Annotated in this window: 11 protein-coding genes and 3 pseudogenes; 8 read left to right on the top strand and 6 right to left on the bottom strand. The window is 66.0% G+C overall.

Features of this window, described 5'->3' with window-relative positions; genetic code table 11:
* Window positions 1–152: 152 nt before the first annotated feature.
* The 4 genes from ACZ5KU_RS16050 to argE are packed head-to-tail and all read left to right on the top strand — an operon-like array spanning window position 153 to window position 3,790.
* On the top strand, window positions 153–1,472 hold the full coding sequence (locus ACZ5KU_RS16050; protein WP_416769054.1) for a flavin-containing monooxygenase: 1,320 nt from the start codon (window positions 153–155) through the stop codon (window positions 1,470–1,472).
* A gap of 56 nt (window positions 1,473–1,528) precedes the next feature.
* Entirely contained in the window at window positions 1,529–1,945 is a 417-nt protein-coding gene (locus tag ACZ5KU_RS16045) for a RidA family protein (RefSeq protein ID WP_054063228.1), read from the top strand.
* Window positions 1,946–1,958: 13 nt separating this feature from the next.
* Window positions 1,959–2,636, top strand: a complete 678-nt coding sequence (locus tag ACZ5KU_RS16040) for a DUF1028 domain-containing protein (protein WP_054063229.1) — start codon at window positions 1,959–1,961, stop codon at window positions 2,634–2,636.
* A complete protein-coding gene (gene argE, locus ACZ5KU_RS16035; RefSeq protein WP_464735814.1) occupies window positions 2,633–3,790 on the top strand; it encodes an acetylornithine deacetylase in 1,158 nt (385 codons plus the stop codon). Before ACZ5KU_RS16040 ends, argE begins: the two co-directional genes overlap by 4 nt.
* A 48-nt stretch (window positions 3,791–3,838) precedes the next feature.
* Here the strand turns inward: argE and ACZ5KU_RS16030 are convergent, their stop codons facing one another.
* On the bottom strand, window positions 3,839–4,750 hold the full coding sequence (locus tag ACZ5KU_RS16030) for a LysR family transcriptional regulator (protein ID WP_054060473.1): 912 nt from the start codon (window positions 4,748–4,750) through the stop codon (window positions 3,839–3,841).
* A 259-nt stretch (window positions 4,751–5,009) separates the two neighbouring features.
* On the opposite strand from ACZ5KU_RS16030, the pseudogene ACZ5KU_RS16025 reads away from it, so the two are divergent.
* The 3 genes and pseudogenes from ACZ5KU_RS16025 (at window position 5,010) to ACZ5KU_RS16015 (ending at window position 9,075) form a co-directional block, all read left to right on the top strand.
* Window positions 5,010–6,616: pseudogene (locus ACZ5KU_RS16025) on the top strand (GMC family oxidoreductase).
* Between the two features lie 119 nt (window positions 6,617–6,735).
* Window positions 6,736–7,586, top strand: a pseudogene (locus tag ACZ5KU_RS16020) (helix-turn-helix transcriptional regulator).
* 106 nt (window positions 7,587–7,692) lie between these two features.
* Window positions 7,693–9,075: an aspartate aminotransferase family protein gene (locus tag ACZ5KU_RS16015; RefSeq protein WP_464735813.1), complete on the top strand. Its 1,383-nt coding sequence runs from the start codon at window positions 7,693–7,695 to the stop codon at window positions 9,073–9,075.
* A 114-nt stretch (window positions 9,076–9,189) separates the two neighbouring features.
* On the opposite strand, the gene ACZ5KU_RS16010 is transcribed toward ACZ5KU_RS16015, so the two are convergent.
* From ACZ5KU_RS16010 to ACZ5KU_RS15990, 5 genes and pseudogenes are all read right to left on the bottom strand, one after another.
* Window positions 9,190–10,551 carry a hypothetical protein gene (locus ACZ5KU_RS16010; protein WP_464735812.1) on the bottom strand — a complete coding sequence of 454 codons (1,362 nt, stop codon included), beginning with the start codon at window positions 10,549–10,551 and terminating at the stop codon, window positions 9,190–9,192.
* Window positions 10,548–16,858 (bottom strand): annotated as a pseudogene (locus ACZ5KU_RS16005) (AAA domain-containing protein). Before ACZ5KU_RS16005 ends, ACZ5KU_RS16010 begins: the two are co-directional and overlap by 4 nt.
* A 5-nt stretch (window positions 16,859–16,863) precedes the next feature.
* Complete coding sequence (locus tag ACZ5KU_RS16000; protein ID WP_416769049.1) at window positions 16,864–17,517, bottom strand: 4Fe-4S single cluster domain-containing protein; 654 nt, start codon at window positions 17,515–17,517, stop codon at window positions 16,864–16,866.
* A gap of 2 nt (window positions 17,518–17,519) precedes the next feature.
* Window positions 17,520–19,352, bottom strand: a complete 1,833-nt coding sequence (locus ACZ5KU_RS15995) for an AAA family ATPase (protein WP_416769048.1) — start codon at window positions 19,350–19,352, stop codon at window positions 17,520–17,522.
* A gap of 149 nt (window positions 19,353–19,501) precedes the next feature.
* The gene (locus tag ACZ5KU_RS15990) at window positions 19,502–20,776 is read right to left on the bottom strand and encodes an MFS transporter (protein ID WP_464735811.1); all 1,275 of its coding nucleotides are present in this window, start codon (window positions 20,774–20,776) and stop codon (window positions 19,502–19,504) included.
* 257 nt (window positions 20,777–21,033) lie between these two features.
* Between ACZ5KU_RS15990 and ACZ5KU_RS15985 the strand changes: the two genes are divergently transcribed.
* Complete coding sequence (locus tag ACZ5KU_RS15985) at window positions 21,034–21,627, top strand: LemA family protein (protein ID WP_054060480.1); 594 nt, start codon at window positions 21,034–21,036, stop codon at window positions 21,625–21,627.
* Window positions 21,628–21,640 lie beyond the last annotated feature (13 nt).

Genomic DNA, 21,640 nt, shown 5'->3' with positions numbered 1-21,640 from the left:
TTTATCCGACTGTCTGGCGATATCGAATAATTATAGTCAGGCACAAGTTTAATAATAATTTACCGATGACCAGGCGCTACTTGATCTGCTGCAGCCGGCTCGCAACTACTGTTCATTCAAATACACCAAAGTCCTGGTGAAGGATATAACTCATGTCATTGGATAACATTGAAATCGATACCCTCGTGGTGGGTGCCGGCCAGGCCGGTGTGGCCATGAGCGAACACTTGAGCAAACAGGGGGTGCCTCACCTGGTGCTGGAACGCAGCCGCATTGCCGAAGCCTGGCGCACCGGCCGCTGGGACTCGCTGGTGGCCAACGGACCCGCCTGGCATGACCGTTTCCCGGGGCTGCAATTCGACATCGATCCCGATGGCTTTGCCGGCAAGGATCAGGTGGCGGCCTACTTCGAGACCTACGCGAAAAAGATCAACGCACCGATCCACACCGGTGTCGAGGTCAAGCGTGTGACGCGTCATGCGGGGCGTCCGGGCTTCACGGTGGAGACCTGCTCAGGCACGATCCGTGCGCAGCGCGTAGTCGCGGCGACCGGTCCGTTCCAGAAACCGCTGATTCCGGCCATCGCCCCCAGGGATGAGCGCCTGTACCAGATCCACTCGGCCCAGTACTTCAACCCGCAGCAACTGCCGGAAGGGGCGGTGCTGGTGGTCGGTGCCGGTTCGTCGGGGGTACAGATCGCCGACGAATTGCAGCGCGCCGGCAAGCAGGTCTATCTCTCGGTCGGCCCGCACGATCGTCCGCCGCGTGCCTACCGCAACCGCGACTTCTGCTGGTGGCTGGGCGTGCTCGGGCTGTGGGATACCGAGACCATGCAGGCCGGCCGCGAACACGTGACCATCGCCGTCAGTGGCGCCCGAGGCGGCCATACCGTGGATTTCCGTCGCCTGGCCCAGGCCGGCATGATCCTGGTCGGGCTGACCGAGTCCTTCAACGGCAGCACGGTGACGTTCAGGCAGGACCTGGTCGACAACCTCGACAAGGGCGATGAAAGCTACCTGGCTCTGCTCGACGCCGCGGATGCCTACATCGAACGCAACGGCCTGGACCTGCCGCCGGAGCCGAGCGCCCGTGAGCGCGTCGGCGATTCGCCCTGCATCACCCGGCCACTGCGTGAGCTGAACCTGGCCGAGGCCGGGGTGAACTCGATCATCTGGGCCACCGGCTACGCCGTCGACTACGACTGGCTGCAGGTCGACACCTTCGACGACAAGGGCAAGCCACAGCACCAGCGCGGTGTCGGCAGGGAGCCGGGGATCTACTTCGTCGGCCTGCCGTGGTTGTCGCGTCGCGGTTCGGCGTTCATCTGGGGCGTGTGGCACGACGCCCGGCATGTGGCCGGCCACATCGCCACCCAGCGTTCCTACCAGGACTACGAGGACGCCGCCCAGCGCCAGGCGGCCGGTGCCCTGTCCGTCGCCAGCGCGCCCGTGTCCCAGGTCGCCACCGCCTGATCAACCCCGCTAGGCGCGCCCCCGGGCGTGCCTCGCCCTTTTCGAGGAAACCTGCAATGGCCACACCGACGCACACCCGTATCCGCATGTTCAATACCAAGGAAACCTACCCCAACCAGACTCTGGACAACGACCTGTGCCAGGCTGTGCGCGCCGGCAACACGGTGTACGTGCGCGGCCAGGTCGGCACCGATTTCGCCGGCAACCTGGTGGGCCTGGGGGATCCGGCCGCGCAGGCCGAGCAGGCGATGAAGAACGTCAAGCAACTGCTGGAAGAGGCGGGCAGCGACCTGTCGCACATCGTCAAGACCACCACCTACATCATCGATCCGCGCTACCGCGAGCCGGTCTACCGGGAAGTCGGCAAATGGCTCAAGGGCGTGTTCCCGATTTCCACGGGGCTGGTGGTGTCGGGCCTGGCCCAGCCGCAGTGGCTGATGGAAATCGACGTGATCGCCGTGATTCCCGACTGACAGGAGCCTTGCCATGACCTTTTCCATCGTCGCCCGGTGCGAAAGCACCGGTCAGTTCGGCATCGCCATCAGCTCGTCGAGCATTGCTGTCGGCGCCCGTTGCCCCTGGCTGCGTCCCGGCGTGGGCGCGGTGGCCTCGCAGAACATCACCTTGCCGGCATTGGGGCCGGAAGCCCTGGACGAGCTCGAGCAGGGCCTTTCTCCTGCCCAGGCGCTCGACCGGGTGCTGACGCGCAACGGCTACAGCCAGTACCGGCAGATCACCGTCATCGACCATCTGGGGCGCACCGCGCATTTCAGTGGCAGTGAAACCCTCGGCGTGAACAACGCCGTGAGCGGTGAACAGTGCGTGGCGGCCGGCAACATGCTGGCCAGCCCGGCGGTGATCGAGGCGATGGTCCGCAGCTTCGAGCAGGCCGAGGGCCAGTTGGCCGATCGCCTGCTGGCGGCGATGCAGGCCGGACTGGGCGAGGGCGGTGAAGCCGGTCCCGTGCATTCGGCGGCGCTGGTGGTGGTCGGCGAGCTGCTCTGGCCGATCGTCAACCTGCGCGTCGACTGGGCCGATGAGGATCCGCTCGGCGAACTGGGCCTGCTGTGGCAAGCCTACCGTCCGCAGATGCAGGACTACATCGACCGCGCCCTGGACCCTTCGCGGGCGCCCGGCTACGGTGTGCCGGGAGATGATCGATGAGCCTCAGCCGCGAGTTGCTGGCGCGGCTGGTGGCGTTCGATACCACCAGCCGCGAGTCGAACCTGGCGCTGATCGGGTTCGTGCGCGACTACCTGGCCGAACTGGGTGTGCCCTGCGAACTGATTCACAACCCCGAGGGGAGCAAGGCCAACCTGTTCGCCACCATCGGCCCGGCGGATGTGCCGGGCATCGTCTTGTCCGGGCACACCGATGTGGTGCCGGTCGACGGCCAGGCCTGGACGTGTCCGCCGTTCGAGCTGACGGAGCAGGGCGGCAACCTCTACGGGCGCGGCACGGCGGACATGAAGGGCTATATCGCCTGTGTCCTGGCACTGGTGCCGGCGCTGGTCGACAGTCCCTTGCGCCTGCCGGTGCATATCGCCTTGTCCTATGACGAGGAGGTCGGTTGCCTCGGCGTGCGTTCACTGATCGAGGTGTTGCGTGGGCGGGCGGTCAAGCCGCTGCTGTGCGTGATCGGCGAGCCGACGCAGCTCAAGCCGGTGCTCGGGCACAAGGGCAAGCTCGCCATGCGTTGTGACGTGCAGGGCGCGGCCTGCCACTCGGCCTACGCGCCGCAAGGGGTCAATGCCATCGAGTATGCCGCCCGGCTGATCGTCGAACTCGGTCGCCTGGGCGAAGCACTCAAATCTCCCGGCCAGCATGACGGGCGCTTCGATCCGCCGTTCTCCACGGTACAGACCGGCGTGATCCAGGGTGGCAAGGCCTTGAACATCGTGCCAGAGGATTGCCGGTTCGATTTCGAGGTGCGCGCCTTGCCACAGATGGACCCCTGGCAAGTGGCCGAACAACTGCAGCGGTACGCGTCCGACACCCTGTTGCCGGCGATGCGCGCGGTCAGTGCCCAGAGCGACATTCGCTTCACCGAGTTGTCGAGCTATCCGGGGCTGGCCACTTCGGTCGAGAGCCAGGCGGCCGGTTGGGTGGCGCAGTTCTGTGGTTCGCGCGAGTTCGGCACGGTGGCCTTTGGCACCGAAGGCGGGCTGTTCGACCAGGCGGGTATCCCGACCGTGGTCTGCGGGCCGGGCAGCATGGATCAGGGGCACAAGCCCGACGAGTTCGTCAGCCTGGCGCAGTTGCAGGCCTGTGACCAGATGCTGGAGCGGGTCCTGGCTTTCGCTTGTCAGGTCCGATGACGGCCCCATGCGGAGGTTGCGTCGGCAACCTCACGCCCCCTGCGGCACTCACTTCTGTAGCCGCGCCAACTCCTCGATGCAGTACTCCACGAACAGTTGCGCCGGCTTGGTCAGTTGCGAGCGTCTCGGCCAGGCGGCCGACAGGCCCGATCCCGTGACGGTCTCCGCCAGGGGGATGCAGGCCAGTTGCCTGCCGTCATAGGTGTAGTTGGAGAAGGGTCGGGTGACCAGGATCGAAAAGCCGAAGCCCTGGGCGACCATGCCCCGGACCATCTCGATCGAGGGGGAACTGAAGGTGATGTGCGGGGTCAGGCCGCGCTCGGTGAAGATGCTGACGAAGTAGGTCCGGCTGGGCAGGGTCCCGAGCAGGATCATCGGTTCGAGGACCAGGTCATGTAGCGACACCTTGGCCTGATGGGCGAAGCGATGATCGGCCGGCAGCAGCGCATAGGGTTGTTGCGGCGGCATCAGCGGCGCGGTCTCGATGGTGTGGTCCAGGTCGTGCTCGAAGAGCATCGCCAGGTCGATGCTGCCGCTGGTGAGCGCCTGGATCAGCTCCTGCTGTTCGCCATCGCGGATCCGGATCTCCACGCCCGGCCAGCGTTCGCGGAAGCCGGCGATGAGGCGCGGCAGGTACAGTGGCGCCACCGTCTCGTAGCAACCGATATCGATCTGTCCGGCCACCACATCGTTGTCGGCCAGGGCGTTCTGCTCGAACTCGTGCGCCATGCGCAGCAGCTCCTGGGCCTTGCGGTAGAAGCGGTTGCCGGCCGGGGTCAGCGACATGCCGCTGGCGTGCTGGCGGATGAACAGCTGGACGTTGAAGCTGTCCTCGAGCTGGCGGATGGCAGTCGAGACCGAAGGTTGCGCGATGTAGAGCTTGCGCGAGGCTTCGGCGACGCTGCCGCATTCGACGACGGCGGTGAAGTACTTCAACTGGCGAAGGTTATAGGCGGCCACGGAATCCTCTCATCAGACACCTTGCAGAACCTTATTCAAGCGCACCCCGATGGTGCGTGGTTATAAGTTTTTTCCGGGTAAGGCAGAACATTTTTACTCATTTCCCCCGAGATGCCGCCCCGGCACTATGAAGCGGCCCGATGCCGTCCGGCATCGAAGAACAACACCTACAGGGCAGGCACACCCGTTGCCCATCTGCCAGCAATCTTCATGCCTCGCGTGGTTCAGGCGCGAGCGCCGTTGTCCAGGGGAATGTCTGATGAAGCAGTTCGATTACGTCATTGTGGGAGCCGGCTCGGCCGGTTGCGTGCTGGCCAACCGGCTGAGTGCCCACCCGGAAAACCGCGTCTGCCTGATTGAAAGCGGCAGCCATGACAACAGCGTGCGTATCCAGACGCCGGCCGGGACCATCACCCTGTACAAGAGTCGCAAATACAGCTGGAACTTCTTCTCCACGCCACAGAAGCAGCTCAACAATCGGCGCCTGCACACCCCGCGGGGCAGGATGCTCGGCGGCTCCAGCTCGATGAACAGCATGATCTACATCCGCGGGCATGCCAGCGACTACGACCGCTGGGCCGCCGCGGGTTGCCCGGGGTGGGACTGGAACAGCCTGTTGCCGTATTTCAGGAAGTCCGAACGCAACCTGCTCGGCCAGGACCTGCACTATCACGGTACCCAGGGCGAGTTGTGCGTCGATGTGCCGCGCGACCCCAACCCGGTGTCACGGCTCTTCGTGCAGGCGGCCGAGCGCTGTGGCATTCGCCGCAACGATGACTTCAACGGCGCCCGTTTCGAAGGCTCGGGGCTGTACAACGTGACCCAGAAGGACGGCAGGCGGCTGTCGAGCTTTCGTGCCTTCGTGCAACCGGTGCGGCAGCGGCCGAACCTGACGGTGCTCACCGACTGCACGGTCAAGGGCGTGGTCTTCGATGGGCTGCGCGCGGTGGGGGTGCGTCTGCTCGATGCCCGCGGCGAGTCGGTGATCCGCGCCCGGCGCGAGGTGATTCTCAGCGCCGGAACCCTGGGCAGCGCGCAACTGTTGCTGGCTTCCGGGATCGGCCCGAAGGAGCAACTGATCGAGGCCGGGGTCACGCCGCTGCACGATCTGCCGGGTGTCGGCAAGAACCTGCAGGATCACCTCGACGGCCTGGTCACCGTGCGTTCGCCATCCCCCGGACCCTGGGCTTTTCCCTGGGCGCCTTGCCGAGCATTCTCGCCGCGCCGTTTCGCTACCTGCTTGGCCGCAAGGGCTGGCTGACCACCAACTACGTCGAGGCGGGCGGTTTTGCCCGCACGCCGCTGGCGGGCGAACTGCCCGATGTGCAGTTTCACTTCGTGCCCGGCTACCGCAGCCATCGTGGTCGCCTGTTCGAGTGGGGGCATGGCTATGCGCTGCACACCTGCGTATTGCGTCCGCGCAGCATCGGCCAATTGCGCCTGCAACCGGGAGGGGCGCTGGCCATCGATTTCAACTTCCTGGCCGACGACGAGGATGCGCGGGTCCTGGTCGAGGGTCTGAAGCTGGCGCGGCAGATCCTTGCCGACCAGGGTTTCGAGGCGATTCGCGGGACCGAGATGTTGCCGGGCAGCCATGTGCAGTCCGATGAGCAACTGCTGGCCTATATCCGCGAGCACGCCGCCACGGTGTTTCATCCCGTGGGCACCTGCAAGATGGGCACCGACGCCATGAGCGTGGTCTGTCCGCAACTGAAGGTGCATGGCCTGGAGGGGCTGCGGGTGGCCGACGCGTCGATCATGCCGACCCTGATCAGTGGCAACACCAATGCGCCGTGCATCATGATCGGGGAAAAGGCGGCCGATCTGCTGCTGAGCGCACAAGGGAGCGGCCAGGCCGCGCTGTGACGGCTGAAACCCGCTCACCCCAAAGGGTGATAGGCCGGCACCGCCAGTGATGAGAAGATGCCCCTGGCCGAACACCACCACCGGTATCGGCATGCGCTGAACTGCAAAAGGCCGCCTCGATGGCAAGCAATCGACTGACCACCCAAGACTGGTTCCGCCACATGGCCGACGTCACCTGTGTGATCGGCCAGCCAGGCTTTGTCGATGCCCTGTTCGCGGCGCTGTGCCACCTGGCCCGAGCCAGGGCACCATGGTCTATCTGTTTCCGCGCCAGGGGCTGCCGTCGGCTTTGGCCGAGACCCGGGACGACGGGCCCTGGTTGCCCCAGGGCAGCATCCGCGAGTACATCGGCGGCCACTACCTGCTGTGCCCGTTCTACCGCGCGGCGATGGAAGGGGCGAGCGCCGGCTGCTACCGGCTGGCCGATGTGGCGCCGGACCATTTCAAGCGCAGCGAGTACTACCTGACGTTCTACCAGCACTCGCACCTGGAGGATGAGGTGAACTACCTCGTACCGCTGGGCACGGAACTGGTGATTGCCGTAGAGCTGGCCACCACGGCCACCTACCGTGCCAGCCAACTGCGCGACCTCCAGCGTGTGACCCCGTGGGTGCTGGCCGTGGTCAGCCAGCACTGGCGCCATCTGGAAGGCCAGGTGCTGGGCGGGCGTTTCGAGAGCGCGATCGAGCGACAGATCGGCCGTGCGCTGAACACCTTCGGGGCCTCGGTGCTGACCGAGCGCGAGTGCGCCATCGTGCAACTGCTGCTGCGGGGGCATTCGAGCAAGTCGCTGGCCCGACGCCTGGGCGTCGCCGAGGACACCATCAAGAGTCACCGCAAGAACATCTACGCGAAACTGGACATTTCCTCGCACTCGGAACTGTTCTCGCTGTTCATCAATTCCCTGGCCCAGGCCCGGGACGGTCTGGGCCAGGACCCACTGGCGCACTACCTCGATCACCGACACTGATGGATATCCCGCTGCAACGAGGGTCCTGGCCCGGATGAACACCGGCCATGGGCTTACGGCAGGCTGCTGCCTGGAAAAAGACCACAACGCGATAGGAGTCATGGCCATGAACGCCCCCGTTACCCCGCAACGTACCACCCGCGACTACCAGGCGGCCGACGCCGCGCACCACATTCATGCCTTCCTGGACCAGAAGGCCCTCAATGCCGAAGGCCCTCGTGTCATCGTGCGCGGGGAAGGCCTGCACCTGTGGGACAACGACGGCAAACGCTATCTGGACGGCATGTCCGGCCTGTGGTGCACGCAACTGGGCTACGGGCGCAAGGACCTGACCGCCGCGGCGGCGACCCAGATGGATCGGTTGGCGTACTACAACATGTTCTTCCACACCACCCACCCGGCGGTGGTCGAACTGTCCGAGCTGCTGTTCAGCCTGCTGCCCGGCCACTACAGTCACGCCATCTACACCAACTCCGGTTCCGAGGCCAACGAGGTGCTGATCCGTACTGTTCGCCGCTACTGGCAGGTGGTGGGCAAGCCGTCGAAGAGGATCATGATCGGCCGTTGGAACGGCTACCACGGCTCGACCCTGGCGGCCACGGCCCTGGGTGGGATGAAGTTCATGCATGAGATGGGCGGGCTGATTCCGGATGTGACGCACATCGACGAGCCCTACTGGTATGCCCAGGGCGGCGAGTTGAGCCCGGCGGAGTTCGGCCGTCGCTGTGCGCTGCAACTGGAGGAGAAAATCCTCGAACTGGGAGCCGAGAACGTCGCCGGTTTTATCGCCGAGCCGTTCCAGGGGGCTGGCGGCATGATCTTCCCGCCGGAAAGCTACTGGCCGCAAATCCAGCGCATCTGCCGCCAGTACGACGTGCTGCTGTGCGCCGACGAGGTGATTGGCGGGTTTGGCCGCACAGGGGAATGGTTCGCCCACCAGCACTTCGGTTTCGAGCCGGATACCCTGTCCATTGCCAAGGGCCTGACCTCCGGCTACATCCCCATGGGCGGCCTGGTGCTAAGCAGGCGTATCGCCGAAGCACTGGTGGAGCAGGGCGGGGTATTCGCCCACGGGCTGACCTATTCCGGCCACCCGGTGGCGGCAGCCGTGGCGATCGCCAACCTCAAGGCACTGCGCGACGAAGGTATCGTCAGCCGGGTGAAGGACGACACCGGTCCCTATCTGCAGCGTTGCCTGCGGGAGGTGTTCGAGCGGCATCCGCTGGTGGGCGAGGTGCAGGGCGCCGGGCTGGTGGCGGCGTTGCAGTTCGCCGAAGACAAGGCCAGCCGCAAGCGTTTCGCCAACGAAAACGACATCGCCTGGCGCTGCCGGACCATTGGCTTCGAAGAGGGCCTGATCATTCGCTCGACCCTGGGGCGGATGATCATGGCGCCGGCACTGGTGGCCGGGCGCAGTGAACTCGATGAGCTGGTCGAGAAGACCCGCATCGCCGTCGACCGTACCGCACGGGAACTGGGCCGCCTCTGAGCCCTGCCTGCCGCATGAGCGTCCGGGGTGGCGGCGACGCCGCCCCGGGCCTCGCATTGAGGCGGACGTGCGCCCTGGCCCATCCCGATTGCATTGCTCACGAGGGCCCGGCGATCAGCCGCCGGTCCTGTTCTCTGAACGGCTCGTTTCGAGGGTTTGCTGCGACTCGACAACCGCCACCACCTTGAGCTCGACCTGGCCGACCTCCAGGGCCTGTTCGATGATCAGGTCACCGCCCTGGCTTTTCAGCAGCGTCTGCAGGCGCTGGAACTCGTCACACCAGATGGTCTCGATGTCGCGGTCCCGGGTCTTGTCGCGTTCGTGGCTCATGGCCACGGCACGCACTTGCAGGCGGCCGGTGTCGGCCTTGCCGCCCACTTCGACCCCGAACCCTGGCGTGGCGGTCTTGCGCAGTACCACCCGACCGTTCTGTGCCCAGGCGGTTTCCATGCCTTCGCGGGTCTCGTAGCCGAGGCTCGCAAGCCCCTGCAGCACCGCCTGGCGACGGGCGATGGCCGCCTGTGCCTGCAGGTGGGCCGCGATCACGGCCTTGCATTGCTCGATCAGTTCGTCCATCTGCTGCGGGTCCGGGCTGGCGTGACTGTTTGCGACGCGCTCCAGCAGTGGCTGATGAGTGGAATCCTTGAAGGCGGCCACTTCGTTGGCCAGGCCCTGCAACTGATTGAAACGGGCGCGTTGGTCCTGGTAGCGGCGCGTGGCGTGGGCCAGGTCGACTACCAGGCTGTCGAGTAGCAGGTTGCGGGCCTGCTGGCGCGACTCGGCCTCGGCCTTCCGCAGTTTCAGAACAAATGCTTCGGCCGCTTGTGCACCGTGCAGCAGTTGCAGTTCGGCAATGTGTCGGTCGATGCGCAACAGGCGGACATCCCTTGAACCGTCGAGCTGCTGCCGGGCGATCCAGTCGGCCAGCGAAGGTGCCGGCGCATCGCTCTTCAGTTGCTGGGCGAGGGCGTGTTGCTCTGCGCCGAGGGCTTCCTGTGCGGGTACGCTGGTCAGCAGGGCGAAACCCTTTGCCAGCAGGGTATCCGCGTCTTCACGTCGGGCACCCTGGGCCAGTTCGCCGATCTGCTGCAACAGTTCGCCGGTTACCCGGCCAGGCTTGGCGTGCAGGGCCTTGAGCAGGGTCGCCGCGGTTTCGTGGACACGCCGCTGCTGCTGGCGTTTTTCCGTCGCCCGGATAATCGCCCGTTCCTCGCGCTCTTCCAGGTCACGTTCGAGGAAATCGATTTCGATGGGCACGGCCTTTTGCAGTTCGCGCAGTTGATCCTGTTGCAGCAAGGCGCGCAGGCGTTCATGCCGGGCCAATGTCGCAGCCCGGTCGGCTTCGCTCAGCTCGCCGATTCTGCCGGCCTGCGCCAGCCAGCGTTCGAGGGCGGTTGCCAGGCGCTGAAGGTGAGCCTCGCAGATCGCCAGGATCTCTTCCCGGGTGACGATGCGGACGACTTTCGGTCCACTCATGCGCTGGTCTCCGTGAGGGGCGCCGGGCTGTCCGGCTGGGGTTCGAGGGCAGGTTGCAGGGCGTTCTCGATCGCCGCCCGCAGCCGTGCCCGTTCATTCTCGCCATCGTGGTACCAACCATGGGACGAGACCCGGTGCAGGCTCGCAATGGCCCGGTGCAGCACCGACGGCCGCCAGATTTCCCGGGCCCGGGCGCGGTTCAACAGGGGTGGCAGGGGGAGTCGCATTCGATGCCAATGACATACAGGCCCGTGGCCGGGTTCTCGATCGCGAAGTCCAGGCCAAAGGCATCGCCCTCGTTGGCGCTGCTGGCTTGCCAGCCGAGCGACTGAATGTACTGGCCGACAGTGCTGACGAAACCGTCGCGCGGCTGCTGCTGACGGCGCCGGGCCTCGCCACGGTCGGTCTGCAGGCGGTTGAGCAGGCTGCTGCTGGTGGCGAACTCCCCGGACGACAGGCTCCGGGCATATTCCAGGTAACCCTGCAGGTAGTCGCGGGGGCTGTTGGGGGCGCGGTGGGTGTTGAGCATGTCGGAGATGTCGGCGATCGGCATCGAGGTGACCAGCACCACCTTCCGCCGGGCGCGGGTGACGGCCACGTTCAGCCGCCGCTCGCCGCCTTTCTGCCCGAGCACGCCGAAGCTGCGGCGGAACGCGCCCTGGCTGTTGCGGCCGAAGGTGGTGGAGAAGACGATGATGTCGCGTTCGTCACCCTGGACGTTTTCCACGTTCTTGACGAACACCGACATGTCTTCGCCGTCTTCCAGACGCTCGCGCTCCTGGGCGTAGGCCTGGCGGAACACCTCGTCTTCCTCGGCGCGTCGCTCCAGATGTTCCTCGATCAGGTCGGCCTGCTTGCGGTTGAAGGTGACCACGCCGATGGACGGGCGCTGTTCGTGGGGCTGGCACCAGAGCTCGGCGAGATGCTCCACCACCCGCTCGGCTTCCAGGATATTGCTCTGGTTCTGGTAGAGCCCGTCCACCTGGATCAGCTCCAGCGGCTTGATCCGCAGGATATTGGCCTGGGGATGGCGCACCGGTACGCTCAGGCGGTTGCCGTAGAACGACGCGTTGGAGAAGCCGATCAGTTCGCGGTAGGCCGACCGATAGTGGATCTCCAGGGTGGTGCTGGGCAGTACGCTGCGGGCCAGTTGCAACAGGTCCGGGCAATCCTTGATCTCGCGGCGGTTCCAGGTGTCTTCGAAGGCTTCGCGCTGCTCCTCGTCGGCATCCTCATCCGGCAGGTCGCCGTCGAACAGTTCGGCCTCGTCACTCTCGACCCGGCTTGAGAAGAAGGCCGTGGGCGGCATCTGTTTCTCGTCGCCGCTGATCACTGTCACCCGGCCGCGGTAAAGCGTTGGCAGGGCAAGCTCCACCGGCATCTGCGAGGCTTCGTCATAGATTACGGTATCGAACAGGCCGGCCTTGAGCGGCAGGACGCGGCTGGCCACATCGGGGTTCATCAGCCAGACCGGGCGCAGGCTCATCAGGCCCAGTTCCGAGCCCATTTCGATGAACTCGCGCAGGCGTCGCGAGCGTTTGCCGGTCAGGCGGGTGACATCTTCCCATTGCTTGCGGCTGCCCAGGCGGGCAGGGTCGACGCCCTTGCCGAGCAGTTCGCGGTTGAGCAGGCGCATCTGGATGTCGGCCTCGGCCAGGCCGGCAATCTTCGCCCGGGCCTCGTCCTGGCCGAACAGCAGCTCCGGGTTGGCCTGTTCGATCCGGTGCTTCCAGCCGAGCCGGGCTTCACGATTGAGCAACCGGCGCACGGCGCTTTCGAGCTGGTCGACGGGGAACTGATCGAGCTTGTCCTGGATTTGGCGCAGCAGGGCGAGCAGTTCGAGGTCGGCCTGGCCGAGTTGCCCGACCCGGCCGCGAAAACGCTGGTAGGCGGCCAGTGCGGGCAGGTCCTGTTGCAGTCGGGTCAGGGCCAGCAGGTTGCTTTCGTTGGTGGCGACGGCACGTTCAAGTGCCTGGCGCAGGTCGTCGCCGATCCAGTCGGCCAGGGCCTTGAGCCGGTCCAGGCTGTGTTGTCGTGCACCGTGGCGCACGAGTGCGGCATCGAGGTCCTTGAGCAGCGCCTCGAAGCTCTGCTTCTGCCCCGTAAGAATCGCGGCATCGACCTGTTCGCCACGCGGCGCCGACGCCAGGCCCTGGGCCAGTGCCTGGATCTCGCGCAGGTGGCGGATATCCTGGCTGGTCAGGCTCGCCAGCTCCAGCCGGACGGCCTGGGCAATCGCTTCCAGGCCCAATGCCTGGCGCGCGGCGTTCAGGGCCGCATGCAGAGGGCGGGTGCGGATTTCCAGTTCGGCGGCGGCCAGCAGTGCCGGCACGCGGGAGTCGTCGGCCTGGGCGTCGTGGCTGCGCAGGAAAGCCCGCACCCGCCTGCGCCGCATCAGGTGCAACGGGTTGATCCGGGCCAGCCAGGACTTGGCTTTGAGCACCTGGGCGGTCTGTACCCGCAAGCGCTCCAGTTCCTTGTCGGTCAGGGCACTGAGTGCCGGGGAGTGGGCGGGCAGGTAGTGCGCGGGATCCAGCTGGCGCAGCTGTAGTTCGACATCATCCAGCTCGGCGAGCAGGGTTTCGCCGCGCAGGGCCTGGGCCGTTTCGCTGCGACGGAACAGCGGCAACCAACGGGCCAGCCGCAGGCGCTGTTCTTCCTTCAGGCCCAGCAAGGCCTCGACATGTCCGGCCATCCAGCTCCGGTAGGGCGTGGGGTCGTCGACTTCGAAACTGGACAGGTGTTCCTGCAGCACGCCCTGGCGAGCCGCTTCCGCGGCGACAAACGCCTGCAGGCATTCGGTGAAAGCCTGCAAGGTCGCCGGGTCGGCGGCGAAAGGCTGCAACTGTGCCAGGGCACTGCCTTCGAAACGGGCCGGCAGCCAGAGACGGATCAGCGGTGCGCAGTTTTCTTCAAGGCGCGTCAGGCTGGCGATGTCCAGTCCTGCCAGGCGCTGGCGCAGTGCCGGAAACTCCAGGGGAGGGCTGCCTTGCTCCAGTTCGATCAGTTCTCCGAGCAAGCCGCGGTAACTGATGCCAGTCGCCTCGTCGAGACGATGCAGGCTCTGGTGGAAACGGTCCAGTTCGCCTTCCAGGGTTTCGATGCGTGCCGCCAGGCGTTCGCGCTGGCGCTGCCAGTCGGGGGCCCAGGCCCCCTCGATAAACAGCGCTTCCAGTTGCTCGCGGATGCTGCGAATGACCGGCTCGCGGTCGCGGTTGACGTCATTGAGCATGACGATGCGCTGGCCCAGGCCTTCGGCAACCAGGCGCTTGTGCACCACCTCCAGGGCTGCATGCTTCTGGCAGACGATCAGTAGGCTGCGCTGGCGGCCAATGGCGTCGGCGACCATGTTGACGATGGTCTGGCTCTTGCCGGTGCCCGGCGGGCCCTCGACCAGCAACCCGGGACTTTGCCGGGCGCGCAGGACGGCAGCCTCCTGGGACGGGTCGCTGGCGGCGGTGAAGAAGCGCTGCAGTTCGGGCGGTGTCCCGCTGTCCTGCGCTTCGCCCGGCTCCTTGAGGCGCAGGGCGGTTTCCAGGCCGGTGCCAGCGGGGGACAGCGACCTCAACTGGCGCAGATCCTCGCCGATGGCCTGGCCCATGAAGGTGACATGGAACAGCACGGCGGCGCAGGCCAGTTCGTCCTTGTACGGTGTCACTTCGATGCTGGTCGGCGGCAGCGCGGTCAAGGCCCGTGATCGAGCCGTGGCGAGCATGCCAAAGGCGTCCATCACATCGGCGGCGCGGATCGCCGAGCGGCCCAGCAGTTCTTCGGCGGTCTTGCGCCACTGCTTGCAGGCCTCGGGGCCGAGCAGGCTGTCGAGCGCCGGGTTGAGCCGGACTTCCTCGCGCTCGCCGTCGAAGGCCAGTGCGACCTGGGCGCGGCTGCCGACTTCGACCAGCAGTTTCAGCGGCCACAGCAGCAACGGCACGACGCGTGGGCGGGTATTGCCCCGGGCATCGCGGCTGAGCAGGAACGGGAACCCCAGGTACAACCCGTCGATGCCGGTATCGCGCTTGTACAGCGAGCTTTGCCGGTGCAACGCGTGGAGTCGCGATTCCAGTTGCGTGTTGGCCAGGAAGCTTTCCGGGTCGAGACTCACCGAACGGGCGTTGCGCAGCAACAGGTGATCGAGCAGGGCGGCGGCGGGGCGACGCTCGCTGTCCAGTTCCTGGAGATCGACCCGCGCGGTGGTCTTGCCGATGCTCATGCGTACCAGGGGCCCACGCATCACCGCGGTGACGACCTTCTTCTCGAAGAAATCGAGGATCTGCGAGACGTACTGCTGCTTCTGCGGCTCCAGCCATTGCTCGGCGGGAATCGCCAGCAGCACCAGGGCCTTGGCCAGCGGCATGCGCCGTTCCAGGCGGAACTGCTCCGCCCAGTCATCCACCGCCGGTACGCCACTGCGGGCGAAGCCGCTGATACGCTCGTCGACGGCGCGATACAGATCCTGCCGGCTGTGCTCCAGCAACGCGCTGGCGCTCTGGGTGTCAAACAGCCGGACATCGGCTTCCCTGGCCAGGCCCGCGGCTTGCTCGACGATCGCCGTGGCCGAGCGGAACTGGCTGATGTTCGCGCTGAGCAGGACGATCAGGTCCTCTTCGGCGATCACCCGGCGCTCCGACAGGACCTGCAGCCCAGGATGGTCGGTGTCCGGCAGCAGGCGCTGGCGGTCCTGCCACTGGGCGGCCAGCCGTGCGCGGGAGGTGGACAGCAGGTAGATGCGCAACTGCTCTTCGTCGACCTCGATGTGCTGGTGCAGCGCCCGCTGGCGAACGTTCTGCGCGCGGACGCTGAGCCGCGACAGCCAGCTTTCGGTCTGCAACTGTTCGAGCAGGTCGGGCAGCGAGCCGCTGATCAGCCGGTAACCCTCCAGCGGATGGTCCAGCAGCCAGCCCGGGGTGACGATTTCTCCGCGATGGATCAGCGGGATTTCGGGGTTGAGCAGTTTGAGGGCCAGCATCAGGCGGAAATCGTCCTCGATGCCTTCGTGCTGGGCCACCTGGCGCAAGCCGGCCAGTAGCCGCGGCGCCAGGCCGATGTGTTCGGCCCAGGTGACGATGACGCCACGCAGCAGATGGTCGAGGGCCTGGGCCCAGTGGTCCGCCTGGGCCGCCGCCAGGGCGAATACCGAGGGTTTGCGAAAGCGCTGGCTGCCCAGGGTGATGGCCGCGCCTTCGTCATCATCCCGTTCGCTGTACGACGAGGCCGGAGCCTCTACCGGCAGGCCGTTGAGCCAGTCCTGCACCTGCGGCCACTGCCAGCGCTGGTGCCGGTCACGGGCCAGCAGGCCGCGCAGCAGCAGGTTCAGTTGCGGGTCGAGATCGTCGGGGATCGGCACGCCGTTGGCGAGCACATGAATCAGGAAGGCGTTGGGGTTGATGCCTTCGAAGCAGGCACCCTGGGTCAGCTGTTCGAGCAGGACCATGCCCAGGCTCCACCAGTCCGACGCCGGGGCCACGCCGCCGGCGATCGCTTCGGGGGCCATGTAGCGGCTGGTTTCCAGCGGGGAAACGATATCCAGGTCGAACTCGGACAGCCGCGCCGAGCCAAAGCCGCTGATCACCAGGTCCAGCGGTTCGCGGCTGCGCACCAGCAGGCTGGCCGGGCGCAGGTCGCGATGGCGCAGGCCGGCCTCGTTGAAGGCATGCAGGGCCTGGCCCAGCTCGCCGACCACATGGCGAACGGCGGCGGCATCGCGGACGACGCTGCCGAGGTCGGCCAACGTGCCGCCGGTCAGTTCCTCGATCACCTCGTAGGCGCGCTCATTCCAGCGGCCGGTGGCGAGAATCTCCGGCACATGGTCGCGGGGCAGCCGGCGGATCACGTCGTAGATGGCCGGGTCCGGTTCGGCACCCGGGCGGTACAGGGTCAGAACGGCCTGCTGGCCGCTTTCCTCATGCCGGGCGATGTAGCGCTCGCGGACGCCGTCGGTGCAACTGATCTGCCGCAGCAGGTGCCAACCCTCCACCCGTGTGGCGCTGTCGGGGTGCAGGGGCGCTTGTGGCGGCTCGATGTCGTTCGACGGGGCAGCCGCAGGGCCGCTGCCACACTCCAGGCACATCAGGTCGCCGGCCTCCAGGGGATGGCCATTTTCGCAGAGGGCGGTGAGGGGCGCCGCGGCGACTTCGTCGGCGACCTGGGCCAGTTCGTCCACGGTGACAACCGCTTGGGGACGCCAGCCATCGGGGTGAATGGCCTCGCCGGACAGGTCCCAGCCGCAGGCATGGTCACCGAGGATGCCTTCACAGAAGATTTCCGCGAGCGAGCGCTCCGACTGGCAGTTTGGGCAAAAACGAATCATCCGTATCACTTCCCTTGGCGAGGCCGCGAGGTATGGGCGCTCAGCTGTAGTTGGTGGCCTTGGTCATGGAGCAGGTCGCGTAGCCGAAGCAGGTCGTCACGCCTTGGGATGCCGGCCATCCAGACGCTGCCATCGTCGTCGAACATCAGGTCCAGCGCCTTGTCGGCAGGTATCAGCCGCCGCTCATAGGCGGCCAGACGCGTGCGCCCCCGTTCGGTGAACAGGCTCAGCCGCTGGTTGTCGCTGCCGCGCAAGGCCATCGATTGCGGCTGTTCCTGCCGGTAGGGGTCGCTGATCAGGCCATCAATCAGGCCATGGGCCTGCCGTAGCCTGGGTTCGAGCTGCTCCAGCGAATAGCCGCTGTAGACCAGGATGTCGACGTCGCTCAGGCGGCGCAGTTCACCGAGCAGGGCCAGCAATGCGTCGAACTGGTCGAAGGGCTCGCCACCGGACAGGGTGATGCCTTCGGCCTCGGCCAGCCACGGCTGCAGTTGCGCCAGCAGTTGAGGCAAGCCGATACGCCAGCGGCCGGGCCCCCAGGTGTCGGCGGAAATGCAGCCCGGACAACGAATGCTGCAGCCCTGGAACCAGATGCCCAGGCGCCGTCCCGGCCCCAGTGTGGTGACCGGAAAATGCACCCGTGACAGGCTCAGTTCCATGTTCAGCGACGTTCCAGGTTCAGGCCGTTGGCATCCAGTTCGGTAATCAGGAACGCCTGGCCCGGTTCCGCCTCCTGGTCGAACAGCGCCCTGGACAAGGGGTTGAGCAGACGCGCTTCGAGCTGGTTGCGGATGCCGCGGCCACCGTTGGACAGGTCGCGCAGGCACAGGTCGTGCAAGGTCTGGCGAGCGGCCGGGGCCAGTTCGATGGTCAGTTGCTGGTCGCGCAGGTCGGCGAAGGTGCTATCGACCATCTGGGTGAAGATCTGCTCGGCGACCTCCGCGCGGATAAAGTCGAATACGATGATGTTTTCACCGATGCGGTTGAGGATTTCCGGGCGGTTGAGCACCAGCTTGAAGTAACGGTCGATCTCGCCGTGGACCTTGTCGCGGACCGTTTCATAGGGTTCGCCCGGCAGCACGTTGGCGGCGCGTTCGCCATTCTCACCCTGGCGGTAGATGCCCAGGTTGGAGGTGAACACGATCAGCGCCTCGGAGAAATACACCCGATCGCCGCGGCCGGAGGTCAGTACGCCGTCGTCGAGGATCTGCAGGAACTTGTCGAGGATGCGCGGGTGGGCTTTCTCGATCTCGTCAAACAGCACCACGCTGAAGGGTTTTTCGCGGATGGCATTGGTCAGCTCGCCGCCCACGTCATAGCCGACGTAGCCCGGTGGCGCGCCGATCAGGCGCTGGTCGGCATGTTCGGCGCTGAACTCCGACATGTCGAAGCGGATGTACGCGCTTTCGTCGCCGAACAGCAGGCTGGTGATGGTTTTCGCCAGCTCCGTCTTGCCGACCCCGGTGGGCCCGGCGAGAAAGGCCACGCCCCGCGGGCGGTTGCCCTTGCGGCTGGCGCCGACGCCGGTCATGGCCCGTTTGACGATGTCGAGCATGTGGGTCACGGCATGGGTCTGGCCCTTGACACGCCGGCGCACGATGTCATCGGCCTGGCGGATGCGCTGTCGGTCGATCTTCAGCCAGGGGTCTTCGGTGACGCCGACCTTGTAGCGACGCACGGCATCGGTGATGCGTTCCATCGGCACGTCTTCCACCCGGGCCAACTGGGCGATGGCGCTCAAATCGAGCAACAACAGGCCTTCGGTGTTTTCGACGAAGGCGTCGATGGCCGCCTGCCGCTCCTGCTCGCCGGCGTCGGACTTGCCCGACAGCCCCTTGAGCAGTGCCGGCGCCAACGCCCGGCGGGCCATCTGGTCGGGTTTGGACACGGGTATGTGGCGTAGGCGCGGGTTGTCGACCAGCAGCCAGTCGGGCAGGTCGCCTTCCTTTTCCACCACCCACAGCACGCTGTTGAAGAAGGGTTTGCGCTGTTCTCCGGCCGGGCGGCTGCGGGTCTGGTGCGACAGGACCAGGGCCTGGGTGAACAACTGGTGTTCGGCCGCGCTCAGCGAGTCGTTGCGCACCACCAGGCGGGACGCGAAGTCGACGATCAGGGCGATCGGCTCGCCCGGGCGATTGACCAGGCGTTGCAGGGTAACCCCCAGCAGGTCGATTCCCGCTGGGGCAATGCCGTCTACTGGCGTGAGGCCCAGTTCGGTGAGCAGGGCCTGCCCGGTAGCCGGGTCGCTGCCGGGGCGCCCGAGCATGCGGAAACCGGCGACGGGGTCCCAGGCGAGCACTTGGGCATAGCCGCTGGTGAGCAGCAGATCGCACAGCGCCTGGTTGAAGCTCTGCGCCGTGACGGTGCCGGGCGCCACCTCGCAGGCTTGCAGGTCGCGGATGTTCCCTGACAGGACAAATTGGCTTTTCAGCGGCAGGAAGCGCAACAGGTCGCGCGCCCACCGTGGCTGTTCAAACGGAGCATTCCCTGGCATTGGCGACTCGCAGCGGTAAGGATCTGCGTAGGATGTTACCTACAAGATGTCTTCCTTAATACCCTATTCGGGTCTGAAGAAAGGCATGGCGCGAGGTCAAGGCGGTGGCCCGCATACTCCTGGACGGGTAGCGGGCCCTGGCAGGCGGCCTAGTGCGCCGGGGTAGGCTGTTCCGCGGCCTGGTGGGCCTCTACCGCTTCGGTCAGGTCCTGGGTCATGCGCAGTTCGACGCCGGTGGGAGAGTACTGGGTGGCCGCGGCGAACGGCGCGGCGGCGACCGGCACCGGGTGTGCACGACGGCGCCAGACGAAGAACATCACCAGCGCCAGGTTGAGCACCGCGAAGGCCCAGAACAGCCCGGACGGCCCGGCCCATTCCATCAGCGGTGAAATCGCCAGGGGACTGATCGCCGAGCCCAGCGAGTTGATCAGCAGCAGCCCCTGGATCATTCGCACCAGGGCGCCGGACGGCGCACTGTCCGCCGCGTGGCTGACGGCCACCGGGTACACCGCGAAGACGCCCCCGCCGAGCAGGAACATCACCACCAGCATCGGCCAGCCCGACGCCGGCAGCAGCAGGGTGATCGCCGACAACAGCACGCAGGCGGCGCTCAGGACGATCAGTACGGTCTGGCGGTCCTTGCGGTCGGACCAGCGGCCCACCGGGTATTGCAGCACCATCGCACCGAAAATCACCGCGGCCATGGTGTGGCCGACTTCGGTGACGCTCAGCCCGACCTTTTGCAGGTACAGCGGCAGCAGGGTGTACACCGCGGCAATGATCACCCCGGAGCCGAAGCAGCCCATCACGCCGGTCGGGGTGATGCGGATCAGTTGGCCGGCCGGCAGTGGCTCGGCGCGTTCGACCGGCGGGGTGACCCGCGGAATCATGGCGATCGGCACCAGCGACAGCGAAGCGAGCATCGCCGCGATGGTGAACGGTACGCTTTCACCGGCGTCCATCACCGGGCCGAGGCTCATCTGCCCGAGCAGGCCGGCGCCGTACAGCGCGATCATGTACAGCGCCAGCAGGCGCCCGCGGATCTTCGGCTCGGCCACCAGCAGCAACCAGCTTTCCACCACCAGGTACACCCCGACGAGCGCCCAGCCGCCGACCAGGCGCAGGCCGGACCACACCCATGGGTCGTGGCTCAGGCCCTGCAAGGCGATGGTGACCGCGATCAGTGCGGCGAAACAGCTGTAGGCACGAATATGGCCGATCCGCACGATCAGCCGCTCGTTGAAGACCGAGCCCAGGGTCAGGCCGATGAAGTAGGCCGACGACACGATCCCCACCATGCTGGCGGAGAATCCCATTGCGTCCAGGCGCAGGGTGGTGAGCGAAGACATCAGCGCGCTGCCGATGCTGATGATGAACAGACCCAATAGCGGTGCCAGCGCCATGGTCAATAATTGCACGGACATGATGACCTCAGGAAACGGACGGAGTGACGGTGTTGCAGGCGGGGTCTTATAGGAGTTCTGGGCTGGCAACGCAGGCGCGGATCTTAGCGGGCAGGGTCGTGCAAATGAAGAGGTCGACGCGCGATTTTCGGCATCCTCATCGCCGGTGTGATGTTTTGTCGCAGGGGCGTGAACGGTGGTAGTGGCGAATTCTGCGCCTACCGGAGATTTTGCGCTAACATCGCCGCTCATTTTCCTGACGAAGATAAGGACGTCACATGACCTTCATTCTGATCCTTCTGGTTATCATCGCCCTCCTGGTCTTCTATGTCATCGGCATCTACAACAAGCTGGTGACCCTGCGCAACCGCTTCAAGAATGCCTTCGCCCAGATCGAGGTCCAGCTCAAGCGTCGTCACGACCTGATCCCCAACCTGGTGGAAACCGCCAAGGGCTACATGGCCCATGAGCGCGGTACCCTGGAAGCGGTGATCAACGCCCGCAACCAGGCCGTGACCGGTCTCAAGGCCGCCGCCTCGAAGCCGGGCGATGCCGGCAGCATGGCCCAGCTGGGCAGCGCCGAGGGGCTGCTGAACAGTGCCCTGGGCCGCCTGAACGTGACCCTTGAAGCCTACCCGGACCTCAAGGCTTCCCAGAACATGCAGCAGCTCGGTGAAGAACTGAGCAGCACCGAAAACAAGGTGGCCTTCGCCCGGCAGGCATTCAACGACGCGGTGATGGCATACAACACCTACAAGCAGACGTTCCCGCCGGTGTTCTTCGCTGCCGCCTTTGGACACTCCGCCGATGCCAGCCTGCTGGAGTTCGCCGACAGTGCCGAGATCCAGGCTGCACCCAAGGTGTCGTTCTAATCCGCTTTCATCC

It is taken from the genome of Pseudomonas sp. Tof1 (assembly GCF_055390395.1).
The sequence above is the reverse complement of the archived record's forward strand: the minus strand, read 5'-3'. Positions and strand labels throughout refer to the sequence as shown.